The 21,600-nt window shown below is 56.8% G+C and carries 20 protein-coding genes; 13 read left to right on the forward strand and 7 right to left on the reverse strand.

Features of this window, described 5'->3' with window-relative positions; all coding sequences use genetic code 11:
* The 5 genes from TH5_RS23595 to TH5_RS23615 all read left to right on the forward strand — a co-directional run.
* A partial coding sequence (locus TH5_RS23595) for a UDP-N-acetylglucosamine--N-acetylmuramyl-(pentapeptide) pyrophosphoryl-undecaprenol N-acetylglucosamine transferase (RefSeq protein ID WP_279627784.1) occupies nt 1–558 on the forward strand: 558 nt, incomplete at its 5' end.
* Nucleotides 559–569: 11 nt separating this feature from the next.
* Nucleotides 570–1,979 carry a UDP-N-acetylmuramate--L-alanine ligase gene (gene murC, locus TH5_RS23600; protein ID WP_114123926.1) on the forward strand — a complete coding sequence of 470 codons (1,410 nt, stop codon included), beginning with the start codon at nt 570–572 and terminating at the stop codon, nt 1,977–1,979.
* 28 nt (nt 1,980–2,007) lie between these two features.
* Nucleotides 2,008–2,952, forward strand: coding sequence for a UDP-N-acetylmuramate dehydrogenase (gene murB, locus TH5_RS23605; RefSeq protein ID WP_114123927.1), 945 nt, complete (start codon nt 2,008–2,010; stop codon nt 2,950–2,952).
* Nucleotides 2,949–3,863, forward strand: a complete 915-nt coding sequence (locus TH5_RS23610; RefSeq protein WP_114123928.1) for a D-alanine--D-alanine ligase — start codon at nt 2,949–2,951, stop codon at nt 3,861–3,863. The genes murB and TH5_RS23610 overlap by 4 nt, the downstream gene beginning before the upstream one ends.
* A gap of 39 nt (nt 3,864–3,902) precedes the next feature.
* Entirely contained in the window at nt 3,903–4,778 is an 876-nt protein-coding gene (locus TH5_RS23615; protein WP_114123943.1) for a cell division protein FtsQ/DivIB, read from the forward strand.
* A 116-nt stretch (nt 4,779–4,894) separates the two neighbouring features.
* Here the strand turns inward: TH5_RS23615 and TH5_RS23620 are convergent, their stop codons facing one another.
* Complete coding sequence (locus tag TH5_RS23620; protein WP_208638532.1) at nt 4,895–5,866, reverse strand: 2-hydroxyacid dehydrogenase; 972 nt, start codon at nt 5,864–5,866, stop codon at nt 4,895–4,897.
* 107 nt (nt 5,867–5,973) lie between these two features.
* Nucleotides 5,974–6,735 (reverse strand): GntR family transcriptional regulator, encoded by a 762-nt coding sequence (locus tag TH5_RS23625; RefSeq protein WP_114123929.1) that lies wholly within the window; start codon nt 6,733–6,735, stop codon nt 5,974–5,976.
* 172 nt (nt 6,736–6,907) lie between these two features.
* Here TH5_RS23625 and TH5_RS23630 point away from each other — a divergent pair, with 172 nt between their 5' ends.
* The 6 genes from TH5_RS23630 to TH5_RS23655 all read left to right on the forward strand — a co-directional run bounded on the left by TH5_RS23630 (nt 6,908) and on the right by TH5_RS23655 (nt 12,878).
* Nucleotides 6,908–7,933 carry a TRAP transporter substrate-binding protein gene (locus tag TH5_RS23630; RefSeq protein ID WP_114123930.1) on the forward strand — a complete coding sequence of 342 codons (1,026 nt, stop codon included), beginning with the start codon at nt 6,908–6,910 and terminating at the stop codon, nt 7,931–7,933.
* Between the two features lie 63 nt (nt 7,934–7,996).
* On the forward strand, nt 7,997–8,524 hold the full coding sequence (locus TH5_RS23635) for a TRAP transporter small permease subunit (RefSeq protein ID WP_114123931.1): 528 nt from the start codon (nt 7,997–7,999) through the stop codon (nt 8,522–8,524).
* Nucleotides 8,514–9,818 (forward strand): TRAP transporter large permease, encoded by a 1,305-nt coding sequence (locus TH5_RS23640; protein ID WP_114123932.1) that lies wholly within the window; start codon nt 8,514–8,516, stop codon nt 9,816–9,818. Before TH5_RS23635 ends, TH5_RS23640 begins: the two co-directional genes overlap by 11 nt.
* Before the next feature lie 19 nt (nt 9,819–9,837).
* A complete protein-coding gene (locus tag TH5_RS23645; RefSeq protein WP_114123933.1) occupies nt 9,838–11,037 on the forward strand; it encodes a mandelate racemase/muconate lactonizing enzyme family protein in 1,200 nt (399 codons plus the stop codon).
* Between the two features lie 24 nt (nt 11,038–11,061).
* Nucleotides 11,062–11,829 (forward strand): SDR family oxidoreductase, encoded by a 768-nt coding sequence (locus tag TH5_RS23650; RefSeq protein ID WP_114123934.1) that lies wholly within the window; start codon nt 11,062–11,064, stop codon nt 11,827–11,829.
* Nucleotides 11,830–11,840: 11 nt separating this feature from the next.
* Nucleotides 11,841–12,878, forward strand: a complete 1,038-nt coding sequence (locus TH5_RS23655) for an L-idonate 5-dehydrogenase (RefSeq protein ID WP_114123935.1) — start codon at nt 11,841–11,843, stop codon at nt 12,876–12,878.
* A gap of 527 nt (nt 12,879–13,405) precedes the next feature.
* On the opposite strand, the gene TH5_RS23660 is transcribed toward TH5_RS23655, so the two are convergent.
* The 5 genes from TH5_RS23660 to TH5_RS23680 all read right to left on the reverse strand — a co-directional run bounded on the left by TH5_RS23660 (nt 13,406) and on the right by TH5_RS23680 (nt 18,725).
* Nucleotides 13,406–14,452, reverse strand: coding sequence for a LacI family transcriptional regulator (locus TH5_RS23660; RefSeq protein ID WP_341866638.1), 1,047 nt, complete (start codon nt 14,450–14,452; stop codon nt 13,406–13,408).
* A 37-nt stretch (nt 14,453–14,489) separates the two neighbouring features.
* Nucleotides 14,490–15,599, reverse strand: coding sequence for an ABC transporter ATP-binding protein (locus tag TH5_RS23665; protein ID WP_114123937.1), 1,110 nt, complete (start codon nt 15,597–15,599; stop codon nt 14,490–14,492).
* 29 nt (nt 15,600–15,628) lie between these two features.
* Nucleotides 15,629–16,507: a carbohydrate ABC transporter permease gene (locus tag TH5_RS23670; RefSeq protein WP_114123938.1), complete on the reverse strand. Its 879-nt coding sequence runs from the start codon at nt 16,505–16,507 to the stop codon at nt 15,629–15,631.
* Complete coding sequence (locus TH5_RS23675) at nt 16,507–17,400, reverse strand: carbohydrate ABC transporter permease (RefSeq protein ID WP_114123939.1); 894 nt, start codon at nt 17,398–17,400, stop codon at nt 16,507–16,509. Before TH5_RS23675 ends, TH5_RS23670 begins: the two co-directional genes overlap by 1 nt.
* Before the next feature lie 65 nt (nt 17,401–17,465).
* Nucleotides 17,466–18,725: an ABC transporter substrate-binding protein gene (locus TH5_RS23680; protein WP_114123940.1), complete on the reverse strand. Its 1,260-nt coding sequence runs from the start codon at nt 18,723–18,725 to the stop codon at nt 17,466–17,468.
* Nucleotides 18,726–19,024: 299 nt separating this feature from the next.
* Here TH5_RS23680 and ftsA point away from each other — a divergent pair, with 299 nt between their 5' ends.
* The gene (gene ftsA / locus TH5_RS23685) at nt 19,025–20,275 is read left to right on the forward strand and encodes a cell division protein FtsA (RefSeq protein WP_114123941.1); all 1,251 of its coding nucleotides are present in this window, start codon (nt 19,025–19,027) and stop codon (nt 20,273–20,275) included.
* 252 nt (nt 20,276–20,527) lie between these two features.
* On the forward strand, nt 20,528–21,600 hold a 1,073-nt coding region (ftsZ, locus tag TH5_RS23690), incomplete at its 3' end, for a cell division protein FtsZ (protein ID WP_114123942.1).

A 21,600-nucleotide genomic window follows, 5' to 3' on the forward strand; every position in this document is an offset into this window, starting at 1 on the left:
GTGCTGTCCGAAATTCTGCCCGCCGCACTGGTCGCCCTGCCACGCGATTTGCGCAATCGCCTGATCGTGACCCAGCAGGCCCGCGAGGAAGACCTTGAAGCGGTCCGCAAAACCTATGAAGGATCGGGCATTGATGTGACGCTGGCGTCCTTTATCAATGACATTCCCGAACGTCTGCGCGACTGCCATCTGGTGATTGCGCGGTCCGGCGCCTCGACCGTCGCCGAACTGACCGCAGCCGGTCGTCCGGCCCTTCTGGTGCCGTTACCGAGCGCGATTGACGATCACCAGCGTTTCAACGCCCAGCAGGTCGAAGAAGCCGGTGGCGCGTGGCTGATGTCGCAGGACCGTTTCACAGTCGAGATTTTAAGCGAACGTTTGACCAAACTTCTGCAAAATCCGGCTGCACTTTCCCGTGCGGCCAAGGCTGCCAAGGCAACCGGTCGCCCCAATGCCGCCGAACGGCTGGCCGACATGGTGCTGGATCTGCTGGGGCTGAACCCGGCCGGTAGCCCCGATAATGATAACATGACAAAGAAAGACCCCCAGAAGGTATGAGGAGACACTCCATGAACACCCTGCCGCTCAACATCGGCACCATCCATTTTGTCGGTATTGGTGGCATCGGCATGTCCGGCATTGCCGAAATCCTGCACAACCTTGGCTACACCGTGCAGGGGTCCGATATTTCCGACAATGCCAATGTGCAGCGCCTGCGCGATCTGGGGATCAGGGTTTTCGTCGGCCATCAGGCCGCCAATGTCGAAGACGCCAAGGTGGTGGTGATTTCAACCGCCGTGAAGCCTGATAACCCCGAAGTCGTCGCCGCACGCGCCGATATGATCCCGGTTGTCCGCCGCTCCGAAATGCTGGCCGAACTGATGCGCCTCAAGGCCGCGATTGCGGTTGGCGGCACGCACGGCAAAACCACCACCACCTCGCTGGTTGCCACCATGCTGGACGCGGCCGGGCTTGATCCGACCGTGATCAACGGCGGCATCATCAATTCCTATGGCACCAATGCGCGCCTTGGCGATGGTGACTGGATGGTGGTCGAGGCCGATGAGTCTGACGGCACGTTTGTGAAGGTCCCCTCGACCATTTCGGTCGTGACCAATATCGACCCGGAACATCTTGATCACTGGAAAAACTTTGATCAGCTCCGCGAGGCCTTCAAGAACTTCGTTCAGAACATCCCGTTCTATGGCTTTGCAGTTCTGTGCATCGACCATCCCGAAGTCCAGGCCCTGATCGGCAAGGTGACGGATCGCCGCATCTTTACCTTTGGCTTCTCGCCACAGGCCGATGTGCGTGCCGTCAATGTCCGTACCGAAATCGGCCAAAGCACCTTTGACGTCGTCATTCGTGAACGGGTCGATAGCGCAGAACGGGTTATCAAGGATGTCCGCCTGCCGATGGTTGGCGATCATAACGTGTCGAACTCGCTGGCCGCGATCACGGTGGCGCTGGAACTTGGCATTCCTGACGATAAAATCGTCTCCGCCTTTGACGGTTTCACCGGTGTTAAACGCCGCTTTACCAAAACCGGCGAGGTTGATGGTGTCACCATCATCGATGATTACGGCCACCACCCGGTCGAAATCAAGGCGGTGCTGAAGGCCGCCCGCAAAGCAACCGAAAACAACGTGATCGCCGTGGTGCAGCCGCACCGCTATTCGCGCCTGCATGACCTGTTCGAGGAATTCTGCACCTGCTTTAACGACGCCGATAGCGTGATCGTCGCCGACGTTTACGAAGCCGGCGAAAGCCCGATTGAAGGGGCCAACCGCGACGCACTGGTCGAAGGTTTGCGCAATCGTGGCCACCGCCATGTATCGGCCCTTGAAGGCCCCGAAGCCCTGGCAAGCATGATCGCCAAGGAAGCCAAGCCGGGCGATCTGGTCGTCTGTCTGGGTGCCGGATCGATCAGCGCATGGGCCAACGCCCTGCCCGCCCAACTTGAAGCACTTAAGAACTGAAACCTGAAACGGATTTGACGAGTTTGTCATGAGCACGCCGGGACATCACACACCGCTTATTGATCGCCTGCCAAAGGTGCGCGGCAAGCTGCGCGAAGGCGCACAATTGTCCAAGGTCACCTGGTTTCAGGTCGGTGGCCCGGCCGATGTGATGTTCCGACCGGCTGATGAAATGGATCTGGCCGATTTCATCAAAAATCGTCCGGCCGAAATTCCGATCACCGTCATCGGGGTCGGCTCAAACCTTCTGGTCCGTGATGGCGGCATTCGTGGCGTGGTCGTCCGGCTTGGTCGGCCCTTTACCGATGCCATCATCAAGGACGGTGAAATTCATGCCGGGGCCGGTGCGCTTGATCTCAACGTTGCCCAAATCGCGCGTGATGCCGGGATTGCCGGGCTTGAATTCCTGTCGGGCATTCCGGGCACGATTGGCGGCGCACTTCGCATGAATGCCGGGGCCTATGGTGCGGAAATCAAGGATGTACTGGTCAGCGCCAATGCGATTGACGGCAATGGCGACCTTCACACCGTCACCGCCAAGGCGATGGATATGACCTATCGCCACTGCGGCCTGCCCGAAGACTGGATTTTCACATCCGCCATCCTGCGCGGCAAACCGGGCGACCCGGCGGAAATTACCACACGCATGGATGAAATCCACGAAGCCCGCGCCGGATCACAGCCGATCAAATCACGCACCGGCGGATCGACCTTCGCCAATCCGCTGCCCGACCGCGCATGGGAAGTCATTGATGCCGCCGGGTGCCGAGGGCTGACGATTGGCGGCGCGCAAATGTCGCCGCAACACTGCAATTTCATGATCAATCTGGGCAATGCCACCGCCTTTGATCTCGAAGAACTCGGCGAAACCGTGCGCGAGCGCGTGAAAAAACATTGTGGCGTCGATCTGCGCTGGGAAATCCGGCGCATCGGCGACCGACTGGGACACTCGATCATAGGAAAAGACGCATGAGCAAGCATGTCGCCGTCATTTATGGCGGCTGGTCCGCAGAACGCCCTGTTTCCCTGTCCTCGGGCACGGAATGTATCAAGGCACTGCGTGAAAAGGGCTATCGCGTCACCGAAATTGATGCCGACCGCGATCTCGCCGCCCAGCTTGCCGCGATTGATCCCAAACCCGATGTCGTGTTCAACGCCCTGCATGGCCGCTGGGGCGAGGATGGCTGCGTGCAAGGGTTGCTTGAAATCATGGGCATTCCCTATACCCATTCGGGCGTGCGCGCCTCCTCCATCGCCATGGATAAAATGTCGGCCAAGGCAATGTTCATGGAATATGACATCCCCTGCGCCCGTCACGTCTGGGTCTCGCGCGAAGAAATCGCCGCGGGTAATGCCCTGCCGCCGCCCTATGTCCTGAAACCCAATAACGAAGGGTCCTCTGTCGGGGTGGAGATTATCCTGACGGCCGAGGAAGAACAGAACATGCTGGCCCGCGAATGGACGCATGGCGATGGCGTGATGCAGGAAGAATTCATCCCCGGCCGCGAAATGACCGTGGCGGTCAAGGATGGCAAGGCGATGGAAATCATCGAAATCCTGACCGGCAATCACGCCTTTTATGATTTCCAGTCAAAATATGTCGCCGGCGGGTCCGAACATATCATCCCCGCCGATATCCCCGGCGACCTTCGCGCCAAAATTCAGGATTGCGCCGAAAAGGCCTATCGTGCGCTTGGCTGCCGCGGGATTGCGCGCGCCGATTTCCGCTATGACCCCAAACAGGACCGCGTTGCGATCCTTGAAATCAATACCCAGCCCGGCATGACCCCGACATCGCTTGTCCCCGATGCTGCCCGTCATGACGGTCTAAGTTTTGCCGACATTGTCGCCTGGATGGTCGAGGATGCCTCATGCGAACGCTGATGCTCACACTTGTGCATAAAGTCTCTGGAAATGGCTGCCATGTATAGCACCCCACCCAGCACCCTTGAAGAACAGGCCCGCGAACGCCGCGAGAAGCTTGAACAGCAGCACAGTGTTGGCGCCAACCTGAAAAAGGTGGTGCATGTTTTCTGGTGGTCGAGCCTCACGGCCCTTCTGATCGCCGGGCCCTTTGCGCTGTGGTATACCGGCAAGGCCGAAAAATGGTATGCGGTTGCCGAGGTCGAGGCGATCCGCCTTTCCGCCGAATTTGGCATGACGGTGAAAAACATCGAAGTCCGGGGGCGTGAAAAAACCGACCCCGAAGCCCTTCTTGCCGCCATCGGCCAGAAGCCCGGCACCCCGATTGTCACCTTTGATGTCGATGCCGCGCGCGAACGCATCGAACAGCTTTCCTGGGTGCGCGATGCGATTGTCGAACGCCGCCTGCCCAACACCCTGATCGTCTCGATCTCCGAACGCCAGCCCGTCGCCCTCTGGCAGACCGATCATGGCCATACCGTGATCGATGCCGACGGCGCGCAACTTCAGGATTATGAACTGGGTGATTACCTTGACTTGCCGGTCGTGGTCGGGGCCGATGCCCCGGAACATGCCAGCGAAATGCTGACCACGCTCAAATCCATCCCGCGCCTGTTTGACATGGTCAGCGGCGCACAGCGCATCGGCAACCGCCGCTGGAACATCCAGCTTTCCAACGGCATGTTCATCCGCCTGCCCGAGGAAAACATGGACAAGGCCTGGGCGCGCCTCGATCAGCTTGATCAGGAACACCACATCCTGTCACGCGACGTGCTGATCGTCGATCTGCGCCTGCCCGACCGCACCTTCGTGCGCCTGACACCGGGGGCGGCTGAGCAACGCCGCAACCCGCCAAAGAAGGGTAACGCGGCCTAGTGCCGCATACCATTTTCTCAAAGAAAACCCGGAGCAAAAGGGCGGCTTCTGCTCCGGGGATAGCCGGTCGGTCGAAAATCAACCGTCCGGCCGGTGGGAGATGAGGTCAAACGACCTTATTTTGCAATCCGATTGACCGTTGCCAATCCCTGACAGATACGGTTGACGTTATCTGCCATGACATTTCTGCGCCGTTCAATCGTGCCATGCGTCCAGCCCGACATGTGGGGCGTCATTGTAATGTTACCGAGCTCATGAAACGGCAGGCGCGAGGGATAGGTCACCCCGTCCGGTCCGCTCGGATACTGGTACCATGTATCAATAAAGGCATGGTCGATCAGGCCGTCTTTTAACGCCCCAAACAGCGCCTCTTCATCAACCACGCCACCACGGCCAACATTCATGAAAACCGCATTGGGCTGCATGCTGGCGAACGCCTTGCCATCAACAAGGCCGGTCGTGTTGGCCGCCAGCGGCAGCGTATTCACGACCACATCCACATGCGCCAGCATTTCCCTGAAATCATCAATCGCATGAAACGCATCGATCTGGCTCTGGTCTTCGGGGCGGGAACGGTTGGCAACATGCACATTCATGCCAAACGCCTTGGCGCGTTGGGCAATCGCCTTGCCGATATGCCCGTAACCCAGAATACCGATTGTGGTATTGCCAAGCTCCGTTCTCATGCCAGACGGGCCACCCGCCCAGTATTTCCAATCTCCTTTGCGCAAACGCGCGTCGGCATCCACAAGCGGAACATGACGTGACAACAACGCACACATCGCATATTCCGCAATCGCGATCTCATGCCCGAAACAATTGCAAAGATCGGCATCCACCGGCAGATCCGGAACACGGATGCCGTCATAGCCCGCACCCGGCACCTGATACAGTTTCAGATTGCGCGGGGTTGGAAAACTGTCATCAAACTTGATGCCGATAATGACGTCTGCCGTGGCATAGGCTTCGCGGTCATGCTCACTGCCAAGATGATCGGGCAACAGAACAAGCTCATGCGCCGCATCAAGCAATTCGGCAAAACCGGGATGAAAAGTCGAGGCATTCGCCCCATGGAACACGACCTTCACGAAATCCTCCCACATATGGTTATTATTTTTCGCCTTGATATTTTCTGATATTTCACAAAATTTCAATAGGAAAATCGCAAAATCCTATTGGCCTTCCGGCCCCAATCTCAAAATGGGTCAAAGTCCTGCGTCACGTCAAAAATGCTCGGCGCAATACTGCTTTCAAGAACCGGGAACATCGCATCCACAAACTCGATCAGCTTGTCCGACGCAACCAGTGCCTCATCCTTTTTGCCCTCGACAACCGCATTCAGAACATCCAGATGGCTGTCGATGGTCACATCAAGGGATACCCCATCAACCGTCTGCGTATGATAAATCCACCCCAGACGACGGAAAATCGTATGCAAGGGACGCAAGGTATATTCAAGAAACGGCTCGCCGCAGGCCGCCAGCATCATCTGATCAATCCGGCGATCAAATTCGTTGAACTCGACAATCGTCATCTTGTCGCGATGCGTGGTCAAAAGCCCGATCAGATGGCGCATCTGACTTCTGTGCGACGTACTCGCCCGCGCACTCGCCAGCGACACGACAAATCTTTCCATATCGCGGCGCAGCCGCAACAGCAAATGGGTACGCGTCAGGTCAATCGGCGCAATCTGGATGCCCTGGCGGGGCTGAATGATCATAAGGGTATCGGCTGACAGGCGCGTAACCGCCTGATGAACCGGCGTGCGGCTGATACCGGTTGCGGTTTGCAAATCCTGTATGCGCAGATAACTGCCCGGCTTCAATTCACAGGTCACGATAAGTTCTTCAAGCTTGTTATAGGCAAGCTCGTTCAGGTTTTTGCCCCCGCCCGATCCTGCTTTTCCCGGCTCGGAAGAATCGCCTGAAATGGCCTTATCTTTCTGTTTCGACGCCATTATCTCTCTCTGTAATTTCATAAAAAGTCACAATATATTTGTTTTTATTCAATACCATATATACACATTCCCATGGATGGAAAAGTAAAACCTGTTGAAGTTCCTTCTTGATACATGCTACTGATGTTTCGTGAAATATCACAACATGTCACATAAGGGAGGAACCAACGACATGAAAAAACTAACAAAAACATTAACCGCCTTGGCCGCCACCGGCTTTCTGACTTTCACCACCTCACAGGCCTTCGCAGCCGACCCGACCCCGCTGCAATTCCAGACGCACCACAACGCCTCGTCATTGCAGGGCAAGGCACTGTTGCGGTTTGCCGACCTTGTCAAAGAATATTCCGATGGCACGGTGCAGATCGAAATGCACACCAGCTCGTCGGTCGTGAATTCGAACGAAGCCTTCGAAGCATCCAGCATGGGCATCATTGACGGTGACGCAACCGGTGCGGGCTATATCACCGGCAAAAACCCTGCCTTCCAGTTCTATGGCGACATCATGGGCGGATACAGCACCCCGGAACAGCTTCTTGGCTGGTACAAGGATGGTGGTCTCGACCTCGCAAACGAGCTGTATCACAAATTCAACATGCATCTTGTCGGTGTGTTCATCGCAACCCCCGAATCGCTAAGCTCCACCACCCCGCTTGCCGGGATCAATGATCTTAAGGGCTGGAAATTCCGCTCGCCTCCGGGCATGGAATCCGAAATTTTCCAGAAACTTGGCGCTGGCCCGGTTGTGATGCCGTTTGGCGAGGTGTTCACCGCCATGTCCACCGGCACGGTTTCGGGGGCCGATGCCTCCACACTCGCCGTGAACAAGAAACTCGGCCTCTATGACATCGCAAAATATGCGACCTATCCTGGCTTCCATTCCATGCCAATCGAACATATCGCGATCAATCTGGAAAAATGGAATGCGCTGAACGACACCCAGCAAAAGGCCATGCAGGACGCCATCGCAACGATTGCCCCGGAAGTCATCGCAGAATCAAACAAGCTTGATCAGGAAGCCGCCAAGGAACTGGCCGAAGCCGGCGTCACCCTCGAAGACTGGAGCAACGAAGACCGTCAGGCATTCCGCAAGGCAGCACAGGACGTATGGGCCGACTGGGCAACGCGGAGCCCCGAAGCCAAAGCGGCCTATGACGCACATATCGCCTACATGAAGAAAAACGGCATCCTCGACTAACCAGCAAGTCCGTCATTCTGATCCTCGGGGGTTTTCCCCCGGGGGCTTTTCTGGAGGTCCGCGATGCAGGCAACCCCGAAACGCGTGCGCAGTTTTCAATTCGTCGTCGCACTATTTTCCCTACTTCTTTTGATCATTGTCGGGGTGACTTTTTACGAAGTCATCGCACGCTACATATTCAGAACCCCGACAATCTGGGCCAACGAACTGGCCTTGTGGCTCTCGGCAATCCTGTTTCTGGCCGCGGGCCTCTATGCCATGCAAAGAGACCAGCATCTCAGAATTACCGTCCTCTATGACGCAAGCCCCGCATGGCTTCAGCGCATATTCGATCTCATCACGCTGGCCTGCTGCCTGACATTCTGTCTCGGCATTGCATGGTTCGGCGCGCCCAGCTCGTGGCAATCCCTGATGAATTGGGAACCGTTTGGCACGGCATGGAACCCGCCGATCCCGGCCACGGTCAAGCCGCTCATTGTTCTGACAACCGGTTTGATGGCGCTTTACGCGATCATCAACTGCGTCAAAAGGTTCCGCGGCATCCCCGCCGACACAGCAGAATCAGTCACGGAGGACAACCGTGTCGATTGAACTCATTTCCATTATCCTCGTCGGTGGCGTCTTTGCCCTGATGGCGCTGGGTGTTCCGCTGGCTTTCGCCGCCGGGTCGCTTGCCGTCCTTGTCAGCTATCTTAAATTCGGTCCGGCGGTCATCGCACTTGCCCATAAAACGGTTTACGGGCTTGCGACCGAATATTCGCTGCTCTCCGTGCCGCTTTTCATTCTGATGGCAACCCTGCTGGAACGCTCCCGGCTGGCGCAGGATCTATACGATGCCCTGTTCAAGGTTTTCGGGAATCTAAAGGGCGGCGTTGCAACCGTGACCCTGATCATTTCCGTTTTCATGGCCGCCATCAGCGGCATCATCGGCGGCGAAATCGTTCTGCTTGGTCTGATTGCCCTACCACAGATGATGCGCCTGCAATATGACCGGAAACTCTCCATCGGGATCATCTGCGCGGGTGGATCACTGGGCACAATGGTGCCGCCCTCGATTGTCCTGATCATTTACGGACTGACCGCCGACGTCTCGGTGCAAAAGCTCTTTCTGGCGTCGTTCATACCGGGCTTCGCGCTCGCCTTTGCGTACTTCGCCTATATCTATATTCGCTGCACGCTTAATCCGGCCCTGACCCCAAAGGCACCGGAAAAAACCGAGCCCTTCACAAAACAGGATTTCTTACGCGGTGTTCTGCCCCTTCTCGTCCTGATCGGCATCGTTTTCGGCTGCATTTACGGCGGGGTGACCTCCATTACCGAGGCCGCGGGCATCGCGGTTGGCGTCTCCCTGCTGATCATCGCCCTGCGATCCGAACTGAACATCACCATGCTGTGGCAGGCCCTGACACGCACCCTGCAATCCTGCGGGATTATCCTGTGGGTGACGTTTGGCGCGGCATCGCTGATTGCCATTTACAATCTTTCGGGCGGCCAGCGCTTTGTCACCGGCATGATCACCGGTCTGGATATCGCACCTGTTGTCACGATCATGCTGATGATGGCGATTTTCATCGTCCTTGGGCTGTTCATGGACTGGATTGGCATCCTGCTTCTGACCATTCCGATCTTTGTGCCGATCGTCACCCAGCTTGGCTATGACCCGGTATGGTTCGGGGTGCTTTTCTCGCTGACCATGCAGGTGGCTTTCCTCTCGCCGCCTTTTGGTCCGGCCGCTTTCTATCTCAAAAGCGTCGCCCCGCCGGAAATCACCCTCCAGACGATTTTCGCGTCTCTCTGGCCTTTCATGCTCATTCAGATCGCCTTCCTGGCGCTGATGCTCACCTTCCCGTCCATCGCGCTATGGCTCCCGGAAATACTCAATTAATCTGAATTCGGATAAGAAAATGAAGATCACAGCAATCAAAACCTACCGCGTAGACGAATTTTCCAATGTCCTGTGGGTCCATGTCGAAACGGATGCGGGCATTACCGGTCTTGGCGAAACCTTCTATGGTGCGGGTGCTGTCGAAGCACACATTCACGACACGCTGGCAGGACGCCTGATCGGGCAGAACCCCCTTCACATCGAAGCCCTGCACAAGGAAATGGTCAACCTGCCGATGGCACAGTCATCGACGGGCGCGGAATATCGTGCCGCATCTGCCATCGACATTGCCCTTTGGGACATCTTTGGCAAGGTCTGCGACCAGCCCGTCCATCAGATGCTGGGCGGTTTGTGCTGGGATAAAATCCGGATTTACAACACCTGTGCCGGCTATCGCTATGTCCGCACCAACAATATCAAACCCGTATCGAACTGGAACCTTGGCGAACCGGAAGGCCCCTATGAGGATCTGGACGGTTTCATGAACCGCCCCGCCCAATTGGCCGAAAACCTTCTGGAATCCGGCATCACGGCCATGAAAATCTGGCCATTTGATCCGATGGCGGCCGAAACGCGCGGCCAGTACATTACCGCCGAACAGATGAAAAAGGCGATCCGTCCCTTCGAAGAAATCCGCAAGGCCGTGGGCGACAGAATGGAAATCATGGTGGAATTCCATTCCCAATGGAACCTGCCGACCGCCAAGAAGATCGCCCGCGAACTCGAACAGTTCAGCCCGACCTGGTACGAAGACCCGATCCGCATGAACTCGCCGCAAGCGCTGGCTGAATTTGCCGCATCCACCGATGTCTGGACCTGTGCCAGTGAAACACTGGGATCGCGCTGGCCCTACAAGGATATGCTCGACCGCGATGCAACCCATGTGGTCATGGTTGACCTGTGCTGGACCGGCGGCCTTACCGAAGGCAAGAAAATCGCCGCACTGGCAGAAACATGGCATCGTCCGTTTGCCCCGCATGACTGCATCGGACCGGTTGGTTTTGCCGCCGCGATTCACATGTCGTTCAGCCAGCCAAACACCCTCATTCAGGAAAGTGTCCGCGCCTTCTATAAGGGTTGGTACAATGAACTGGTGACCGCTGTTCCGAAAATCGAAAACGGTTATGTCTATCCGATGGAAGGCCCCGGCCTTGGCGTCGAATTGCAGAAATCCTTCTTTGATCGCAGCGACCTGACCGTCCGCGAAAGCAAAGCCTGAAAATAAAAGCCCGTTGGAGGAAACATGTCTCTGGAACTTTTCTCGCTCGCCGGTAAAACAGCGCTCATAACCGGTTCTTCCCGCGGTCTTGGTCGCGCCTTTGCCGAAGGTCTGGCTGCGGCCGGGGCTACCGTCATCCTGAACGGCACCAATTCCGAACGCCTGTCGCAGGCCTGCAAGGAAATGTCTGATGCCGGCATGAAAGTCGATATGTCCCTGTTTGACGTCACCGACGAAGCCGCAATCAGGGCCGCCTTTGACCGTTTTGACGCGGCCGGTACGCAGATCGACATCTTGATCAATAACGCCGGTATCCAGTTCCGCAAACCCATGCTGGAACTCGACACCGCCGACTGGCAGCGCGTGATTGATACCAATCTGACATCCGCCTTCATGATTGGCCGCGAAGCCGCCAAACGCATGGTCAAACGCGGGCATGGCAAAATCGTCAATATCGGATCGCTGACAAGCGAACTGGCGCGCGCCACCGTCGCCCCCTACACCGTCGCCAAGGGCGGCATCAAAATGCTGACCAAGGCGATGGCCGCCGAATGGGGCGAATACGGCCTTCAGGCCAACGCGATCGGGCCGGGCTACATGCTCACAGACATGAACGAGGCCCTCACATCCAACCCGGAATTTGACGCCTGGGTCAAGGCACGCACCCCCGCACGGCGCTGGGGCAGGCCTGACGAGCTGATCGGCACGGCGATTTATCTCTGCTCGGATGCGTCCAACTATGTGAACGGTCAGATCATCTATGCCGATGGCGGCATGATTTCCGTTCTTTAAGGTGATCTTACATGTACTCTGTTGTCATACATTCACCCCACGACCTGCGTGTCGATCAGATCGACCAGCCCGGCGCACCGGAACCGGGCACGATAACCGTTCAGATCGACAAGGGCGGCATCTGCGGCTCCGACCTGCACTACTATCATAACGGCGGTTTTGGCACGGTTAAAATCCGCGAACCGATGGTTCTGGGGCATGAAGTCGCCGGTACGATCATTGCCGTTGGCAAAAACGTTGCCGACCTTGCCGTTAATGACAAGGTCGCGGTCAATCCCTCCATGCCATGCAACCAATGCCAGTATTGCCGCGCGAACATGCGCAACCAATGCACCGACATGCGTTTCTTTGGCAGCGCGATGCGCTTTCCCCATCAACAGGGCCTGTTCCGACAGCAGATCAATCTGCCCGCCGAACAGTTGGTCAAACTGTCCCCCGACATCAACATGGAACACGCCGCTTGCAGCGAACCCTTGGCCGTCTGCCTGCATGCGGTGCGTCAGGCCGGGGCGCTCTCGGGGAAAAAGGTCCTCGTTTCCGGTTGCGGTCCCATCGGCTGCCTGACCATTCTGGCCGCCGCCCATTCCGGGGCGCACTGGATTACCGCGACCGACCTGTCAAAGGCCGCTTTGGATGTTGCCGCAAAGGCAGGTGCCAATAGCTGCATTGATGTTGCCCGCAATGCCGATGACTTCAAAACGCTCGGCATGAACAAGGGCACTCAGGATGTGGTCTTTGAATGCTCCGGCAGTCCACAGGCGCTTGCCAATGCATTTGACGCGGTCAAACCGGGCGGCACCATCATCACGGTCGGCCTTGGCGGCAATGGCGAACTCCCGCTCAGTCTCGCCGTCACCAAAGAAGTCAGAATGATCGGAAGCTTCCGCTTTGATGCGGAATTTGCCCAGGCCGCAGAACTGATTGACCGCAAGGTCATTGACGTTTCACCGATCATCAGTTCGGTCCTGCCCTTCCGGGATGCCAAAACCGCCTTCGACCTTGCCTCGGATCGCAGCCAATCCATGAAAGTACAACTGGATTTCGGCTGACGACTGACCTATTGGTCCGCGCGTCCCTATCCCCGCGCGGATCACCGGGGCGGGCAAGACACCCCGATAAACTTGCCCGCACTCGCTGCCGCGATCTGTCTCGGGGTAAAGAGGCAGACCATGTGCACGCGACCGCTTTGACTAGCTCTCATGGGCGCGCAATGCACTTGTCGCCCCCACCCACTCGCCCCCATCTTTGTCCACCTGACCTCGGGGCAGCCGCCCACCCCCAAGCCACCCAAAAAAGGTAACGCTGCCCGACGCCACATGCCCTGCCCGCAAAGCCCACCGAAAAAATCCTCATACAAATAGAATTAATGGCAGTTTTCCGGGATTTATCTGGCAGGCGGGGGTCAAAACCTGCCTGAAATGCCGGTTTTGAAAATCAATTCCTCATACAAATAAAAACGCTGTTTTCACGCTTCAACGGGTCGATGATTCACGCCCGAAAAGCGATCAACAACCAAAAATGAATAATCGATCTTATTTTTCATTTTAAGTGAACAATAAATCCGGGAAGTCGGCCCTTAAACATCGTTGCGCCAGACCGGGATCGGCGCGCTCAGCGATTGCAGATTTGCCCCTTCCCGCCCCTCGATCACGTCCAGCAAATGGGTCGCCAATTGCTGCCCCGCCACGATCAGATCCTCGCGCAAACTGTCGATCCGGGGCCGGGTAAAGTTCAGCAAATCCGACGTTTCCTTGGCGATCACATCAATGTCCCGCCCGACATCCATCCCCGACTGGATCATGCCATCAATCAGCGCCATCGCGCACAGTTCGCTGCCGCAAATCACCCCGTCGGGCACATAATCCTGATGGCGCAATGCCATGCCGGCCTGGCGCAAAACCTCGCTGCTGCTGTCAAGGTCGATACCACCAAGCACCTGAAAAGGCACATTTTCTGCCTCCGCCACCGCCGCCAACCCCGCCAGCGTTTCCTGATAATATGAAAACTCCGACGGCGGCGAAAGCAGTGCCAGCCGCCTGCGCCCCCGCGCAATCAGACGCCTTGCCGCCATCTCGCAAAACAGCCGGTTATCAAAATCATGGTAGGCATGATCGGGTGCCGAAAGGCATCGGCCATGCGCCACAAACGGCAGCCCGCTTTGGCTCAGGGCCTGCACGCGTTCATCATCGGGCCTGATATGGGTGATGATCACCCCGTCGGCAGCCCGGGTATTAAGCACATAACGCACCGGGTCCATCGGGTCATCACTGCGTGATTGTGGTGTCACAACAAGGTGATAGGGCGTGCCGCGGATCACGTCTGAAATGCCAACGATCAGCCGTCTGGCAAATTCCGGCACCTTGTCGGTCTGATCAAGGATCAGGCTGATAACATTGGTTTTTCCCGTCCGCAACCGCACCCCGGCCCGGTCCGGATGATAGCCGATGGCGTCCGCCACCTTGCGCACGCGCAGCTTGGTTTTCGCACTGATATCATGCGCATCCTTAAGCGCGCGCGACACCGTCGTCACGCCAAGACCGGTCATTTCCGCAATGGTTTTAAGGGTCGGCCGGGTTTGGGCGGCGGGGCGCCCAACCTTCCCGGCAAGATCGTGATCGGACAGTTGTCAAAGCCTCCGTGGGGTATTCCAGGGTCAGGACCTAGCGCAGTCTTACGCCGCTTTCGGGGTCAAAAAACACAACTTTTTCAAGGTTGAACACCAGTTCGGCGTGGCTGTTGGCCTGCCCGCTCCAGTCCTGATGCAGGCGGGTCACCACTTCCTTGCCGCCCAGCGACGTGATGGCAAAAATATCCGCCCCGGCCGGTTCAACCACATCAATCCTGCATGACGCACTGACCGCCTGCTGCCCATCGCGGACCAGTGCCCGGTTATCGGCATCGGTAATCGCCTCGGGCCGGATGCCGACAATGACTTCCTGCCCGTCCCGCGCCCGGACATCCGCGGGCAGGTGTTGAAATTCAAGCACCAGCGGCTCTTCGCCCGCCCGCGCCATTTCAACCGCACTGCCCCGCACCGTCGCAGGGATCAGGTTCATCGCGGGCGATCCCATGAAATCGGCGACAAACAGGTTGGCCGGATCGTTATAAATCTCGGCCGGGGTGCCGTATTGCTGGACAATGCCGTCCTTCAGGACCGCGATACGTGTGCCCAGCGTCATGGCTTCGATCTGGTCATGGGTAACATAGACAATCGTTGTGCCGAATGTCTGATGCATGCGTTTGATTTCGGTGCGCATATCAACGCGCAGCTTGGCATCAAGGTTTGATAACGGTTCATCAAACAGGAAAAGCTGCGGATTGCGCACAAGTGCCCGGCCCATCGCAACGCGCTGGCGCTGCCCGCCGGAAAGCTGGCCGGGCTTGCGATCCAGAAGATGCTCGATCTGAAGCGTCTTGGCGACTTCGGCGACCTTGGCGTCGCGTTCATCCTTTGGCATGCCGCGCATTTCAAGGCCAAACGCGATGTTCTGCCCGACATTCATGTTGGGATAAAGCGCATAGCTTTGAAACACCATCGCGATATTGCGTTCCGACGGCGGCAGGTCATCAATGACATTGCCAGCAATGCGAATTTCCCCGGTTGTCAGCTTTTCCAGCCCGGCAATTGTATTAAGCAAGGTCGATTTGCCGCAGCCCGACGGCCCGACAAGCACCAGAAAACCGCCTTCTTCGACATCCAGCGTAATGTCGCGCAGAACCTTGATCGGGCCGAAGCTTTTGCACACCTTGTCGATTTGCAGAAAGGACATGATAACTTCCCTGTAAGTCTTTTTATGAGCTAACCCTTGACCGCACCGGCCATCAATCCGCGCACGAAATAGCGCCCGGAAACGACGTAAACGATCAGTGTCGGAAGGGCGGCAAGAACGGCACCGGCAAAGTGCACATTGTATTCCTTGACCCCGGTCGAGGATGAAACGAGGTTGTTGAGCGCAACCGTCATCGGCATCGAATCAAAATCGGCAAATGACGCCCCGAACAGGAAGTCATTCCAGATATTGGTGAACTGCCAGATCACCGTCACCACGATGATCGGCCCGGAACTGGGCAGGAGAATTCGGGTAAAGGTCCGCCAGAACCCGGCTCCGTCCATCTTGGCCGCCTTGATCAGCTCGTCCGGGAATGCCGCATAATAGTTACGGAAAAACAGCGTGGTAAAGCCAAGCCCGTAAACCACATGCACAAGAACCAGCCCGCTGGTCGTACCCGCCAGACCAATCATGCCCAGCACGCGCGCCATCGGAATCAGCACGATCTGAAACGGGATGAAGCAGGCAAACAGCATCAGACCGAAAATGATCTTGTCCCCCGGAAACCGCCATTTGGTCAGAACGTAACCATTCAGCGCCCCAAGGGCGGTCGAGATCGCCACCGCTGGCACCACCATCATGATGCTATTGATGAAATACGGGCTTAACCCGGTCGGCTCGACCCCGATCTGGGCTTTGGACCACGCAGTCAGCCACGGCTCGAAGGTGAACATTTCGGGAAACGACATCATGTTGCCGCCACGGATTTCATCCAGCGTCTTGACCGAATTGACCAGCATGACAAACAGCGGCAGCAGGTAATAAACCGCAAACAGGATCAGGACCGCATAAAGAGCCGCACGCAGGAGCTTTCCGGTGCCAAAGGAGGGTTGTGTTGAACGCGACATCAGCGGCGCTCCCGAAGTTCGGAATAAAGATAGGGCACAATGATCGAGGCAATCATCGCCAGCATGATCACTGCCGACGATGCGCCAACCCCCATCTGGTTTCGCGTGAAGGTATAGGAATACATGAATGTCGCGGGCAGTTCGGTGGCCCGTCCTGGCCCGCCATTGGTCAGCGCAATGACAAGGTCATAGGCCTTGATCGCCAGATGGGCCAGAACCACAAAGGCCGATAGGAACACCGGACGCAATTGCGGAATGACGATGCGGGTATAGAGGCTCCAGCGGCTGGCACCATCCATCTGGGCGGCTTTGAGGATTTCATTATCGATCCCGCGCAAACCCGCCAGAAACATCGCCATGACAAACCCGGACGATTGCCAGACCGCGGCAATCACCACGGTATAGATCGCCATGTCGCGATCCTTGATCCAGTTGAAGGTGAAGCTTTCCCACCCCCAAAGATGCATGGTGTTTTCAAGTCCGAGCCCCGGATCAAGAAACCATTTCCATGCCGTGCCCGTCACAATGAAAGACAGCGCCATCGGATACAGATAGATCGGGCGCAAAATGCCTTCGCCGCGAATTTTCTGATCCAGCAGGATCGCAAGAACCAGCCCCAGCACCGAACAGATCGCAATGTAAAGAATGCCGAAAATCGCAAGGTTTTGCAGGGCAATCAGCCAGTTCCTCTGCCCCCAGAGATTGGCATAGTTGCCAAATCCCTCAAGCTCGTAGGAGGGCAGCATCCGGCTGTCGGTCAGCGACAGGTAGCCGGTGTAAATGATAAATCCGTAAACGAATAAAAGGATCAGAAACAGGCTAGGGCTCAGCACCAAACGGGGCAGAACCTCCCGCAGGGTTGCCTGTGCCTTGCCGGGCAAGGATGATTGCATGGGTGATGCTCCGCACTTTGTCCGGCGGCCGGGATGTTATCCGGCCGCCGGTTTCGTTTTTGGTCTTATTGAGCGGATTCAACCGCGTTGACGAGTTCCTCGACCGCGGTAGCGCTGTCATATTCGCCGTTAAAATGCGCGGTAATCACGTCATACATCGCGTTTTTGACCCCGGCCGGAACCGAATGGCCATGCGCCATAGAGCCAAACAATGTGCCCTTGTCATTGGCCGCAGCCAGTTCGGCCATGCCTTTCTTGCCACAGGCATCAAAATCGTCATTCGGAACGTCGGTACGGGCCGGGACAGAGCCCTTGACCACGTTAAATGCCGACTGGAAGCTTGGCGACATCACCGCAGACGCCAGTTTCAACTGCGCATCCCGACGATCCTCACCAACCTGGAACATGACGAACTGGTCGGAGTTGAACGTCACCGCATCCTGGGTTCCGGGGAAACGGAAACACAGGAAATCGGTATCAGGGACTTTGCCGGCATTCAGGAATTCACCCTTGGCCCAGTCACCCATGAACTGCACACCGGCTTCCTTGTTGATCACCATCGCGGTCGCAAGGTTCCAGTCGCGGCCCGAGAAATTGTCATCAACATAGGTCCGCAGCTGCGCCATCCGGTCAAACACGGTTTTCATCGTATCCGAACCCAGCGCATCCGGGTCGGTATCGATCATGGATGCCTGATAGAAATCAGGGCCCCCGGTTGCCATCACAACCGCATCAAAGATGGTGGCGTCCTGCCATGCCTGACCACCATGGGCGACTGCGGTGTAACCGGCTTCCTTGATCTTATCGAGGGCCGCGATCAGTTCGTCCCAGTTGGTCGGCTGTTTCAGGCCAAGTTCGTCAAAAATCGCCTTGTTGGCCCAGACCCAGTTGGTTGAATGGACATTGACCGGGGCAGCGATCCAGTGACCGTCATATTTTGAAAAACCTTTAAGCGCCTCGGGAACAACATCTTCCCAGCCTTCCTCGGCGGCCAGTTCGTCCAGATTGGCCAGAACGCCCTCGCCTGCCCAGTCCTTGATGTCAAAGCCCAGCATCTGCACGGCAGTAGGGGCGTTGCCCGATGTGACACGTGCGCGCAGGACGGTCATCGCCTGTTCGCCACCACCGCCAGCGACTGGCATGTCATTCCATGAAACGCCCTGATCTTCGAGGTCCTTTTTAAGAACCTGAAGCGCCTTTGCCTCGCCGCCCGACGTCCACCAATGCAGGACTTCCACACTTTCCTGCGCGGATGCGATGCTGGTTGAAAGACCGAGTGCCGCGATCATACCGATACCGGCACGTGACATTTTGCCAAGAAACATACTGTTTCCTCCCTGTTGGTTTTTTAATTTGGCAGTTGATTACTGCAACGTTACAGATGGGAGTCAAGCGGCTCCTGTAACGTTGCAGTACAGCAAAACCCTCAGCGGGCAGGAAACCTGTGGTTGATCGACACATGCTTTTGCATCGCAAAACAGCCTGCGATGAGCTGCCGAAAACAAGAATGCAGAAGACTCCACCCTGCCTTAACCAATTTGCAACAGCTTATGAGCGAAAACCGGCATAAGATTTGGCGCACAGAAATCAGATCATAATTTTTAAAAAAGTTCAGAGCATTCAATTGGCACGCAGCAAAACCAGATCAGGCTTGATCGCGGCCTTGGACATCGGCACGTCCAAGGTCTGTTGCTTTATTGCCCGTCGTGAAAAGGGCGAAGCCCCGAAAGTCATCGGCATAGGGCATAACATGTCCAAAGGGCTGCAAAGCGGATCGATCGCCAATCTTGATGCCGCACAGGAAGTTGTGCTGGCCGCGGTTAATGCGGCGGAAAAGATGGCGGGTCAGACAATTGAGTCGGTCATCGTCAATCTGTCGGGTGGCAGCCCTGAATCCGAAACCCATACGGTTGAATTACCGCTGGGGTCACGTCCGATCGGCAATCTTGAAATCCGCAAACTGAATGATCAGAAAGAAGCCGTCCTGCGTCAGGCAGGCGACGAACTGATCCATACAGTGCCGCTGGGCTTCCGGGTGGATGCAGCGACGGGTCTGCGCGATCCACGCGGCATGTACGGGTCGGTTGTCGGGCTTGATCTGCATTTTGTCCGCACCCAGACCGCCCCGCTTCGCAATCTGGAAACCCTTCTGGGCCGTTGTCATCTCGGGATCGAGGAAACGGTGGTCACCCCACTGGCATCGGGCCTGTCGGCTTTGACCGCCGATCAGCGCGACCTTGGCGCGACTGTCATTGATATGGGTGCCGGCACCACAAGCGTTGCCGTATTCCATGGTGGCCAGGTGATCTATACCGCGACGGTACCGGTTGGCGGGGCGCATGTGACGCGCGACATCGCCTATGGGCTTAACACGTCGCTTAATCATGCCGAGCGCATGAAGACACTGCATGGCAGTGCGCTGACATCCCCCTCCGACGATCAGGAAATCCTTGCTGTTCCGGTGATCGGCGACGAAGACGAAAACAACGTCAATCATGTGCCGCGCTCGATGCTGATAAACATCATCAAACCGCGCCTTGAAGAAACGTTTGAATTGATCCGCGATCAGCTTGACGAACATGGCCTCTCGCAGATCGGCGGCCGTTCCATCGTTCTGACGGGCGGTGCCAGCCAGCTTAACGCGATTGCCGATCTGGCAAGCCAGATGTTTGAACGTCCCGCAACCATTGCCACCCCACACGGTGTATCAGGCCTTGCCGAAGCAACCGCGGGACCGGCATTTTCGGCCTGTGCCGGTTTGTTGTTGCGTGCCCTTCAGCAGCAGAACGACCCGCTAAGCGAAGCCATGAACCAGATCCGCCAGTCTGGTGGGCGCTGGGGCCGACTTGGTGCGTGGTTCAAGGAGAACTTCTGAAACCGGGAAATTTTCGGGGTCGATATCCGAAACTGGTCGGTCGAAATACGTTTTTTGCGCGACACGAAAATTATTTAACGCAAAAACGCGATAATTTTTCGAAATCTTCCATTGTTATTAACACGGCAATAACTCTTTGCCCGCTAAAACGAATGCCAAGGTCTAATGTCCGGGGGACACCTGAGACGTAGCGTGGCAAAGGGAAGGCTGCGCCGATCTTGAGCTCTAAAGCGCGGAGAGGAAGAGCAAACAATGAGCACGATCAATTTTTCCGTTCCTGAAACGGAAGAAAACCTGAAACCGAAGATTACGGTTATTGGCGTCGGTGGCGCCGGTGGCAATGCTGTTAACAACATGATCGCATCCGAACTTGAAGGTTGTGATTTTGTTGTTGCCAACACGGACTCACAGGCCCTGAGCCAGAGCAAAGCCGCACGCAAGATGCAGCTTGGCCGTAAAATCACGCAAGGCCTGGGTGCCGGTGCACGTCCCGATGCGGGCAGTGCAGCCGCAGAAGAATCCATCGAAGACATTCAGGCCCAGCTTGAAGGCAGCCACATGGTGTTCATCACCGCGGGCATGGGCGGCGGTACCGGTACCGGTGCAGCCCCGGTCATTGCACGTGCTGCCAAGGAAGCGGGCATTCTGACGGTTGGTGTCGTTACCAAACCGTTCCATTTCGAAGGCACGCGCCGCATGCGTACCGCCGAACAGGGGATCGAGCAGCTTCAGCAATATGTTGATACGCTGATCATCATTCCGAACCAAAATCTGTTCCGGGTCGCGAATGAAAAAACCACATTCGCAGATGCCTTCCAGATGGCGGATGACGTTCTGCGCAATGGCGTGCGTTCGATCACCGACCTGATGATGGTTCCGGGCCTTGTGAACCTTGACTTTGCTGACATTCGCACCGTCATGAGCGAAATGGGCAAAGCCATGATGGGTACCGGCGAAGCCACCGGCGAGAAACGTGCCCTTGAGGCCGCCGAGGCCGCGATTGCAAATCCGCTTCTGGAAGATGCTTCGATGAAGGGCGCACGTGCGGTCCTCATCAACATCACCGGCGGCATGGATATGGCCCTTTACGAAGTCGACGAAGCCGCGAACCGAATTCGCGAGGAAGTTGCTTCGGAAGCCAACATCATCTTTGGTTCGACTTTCGATCCGACCATCGAAGGCGCGCTTCGCGTTTCCGTGGTTGCCACGGGCATTGATGCCGAGGAAGTCCGTCGCCCGCAGCCGACCACCGTTTCGGTCGCCCCGGTCAAACCGGTCGAGCAGGCAGCAAAACCGGCAACCCCGTCCTTTGGCCAGCACGGTGC

This window comes from Thalassospira xianhensis MCCC 1A02616, from assembly GCF_003326475.1.
GTDB classification, from domain to species: Bacteria; Pseudomonadota; Alphaproteobacteria; order Rhodospirillales; family Thalassospiraceae; genus Thalassospira; species Thalassospira xianhensis.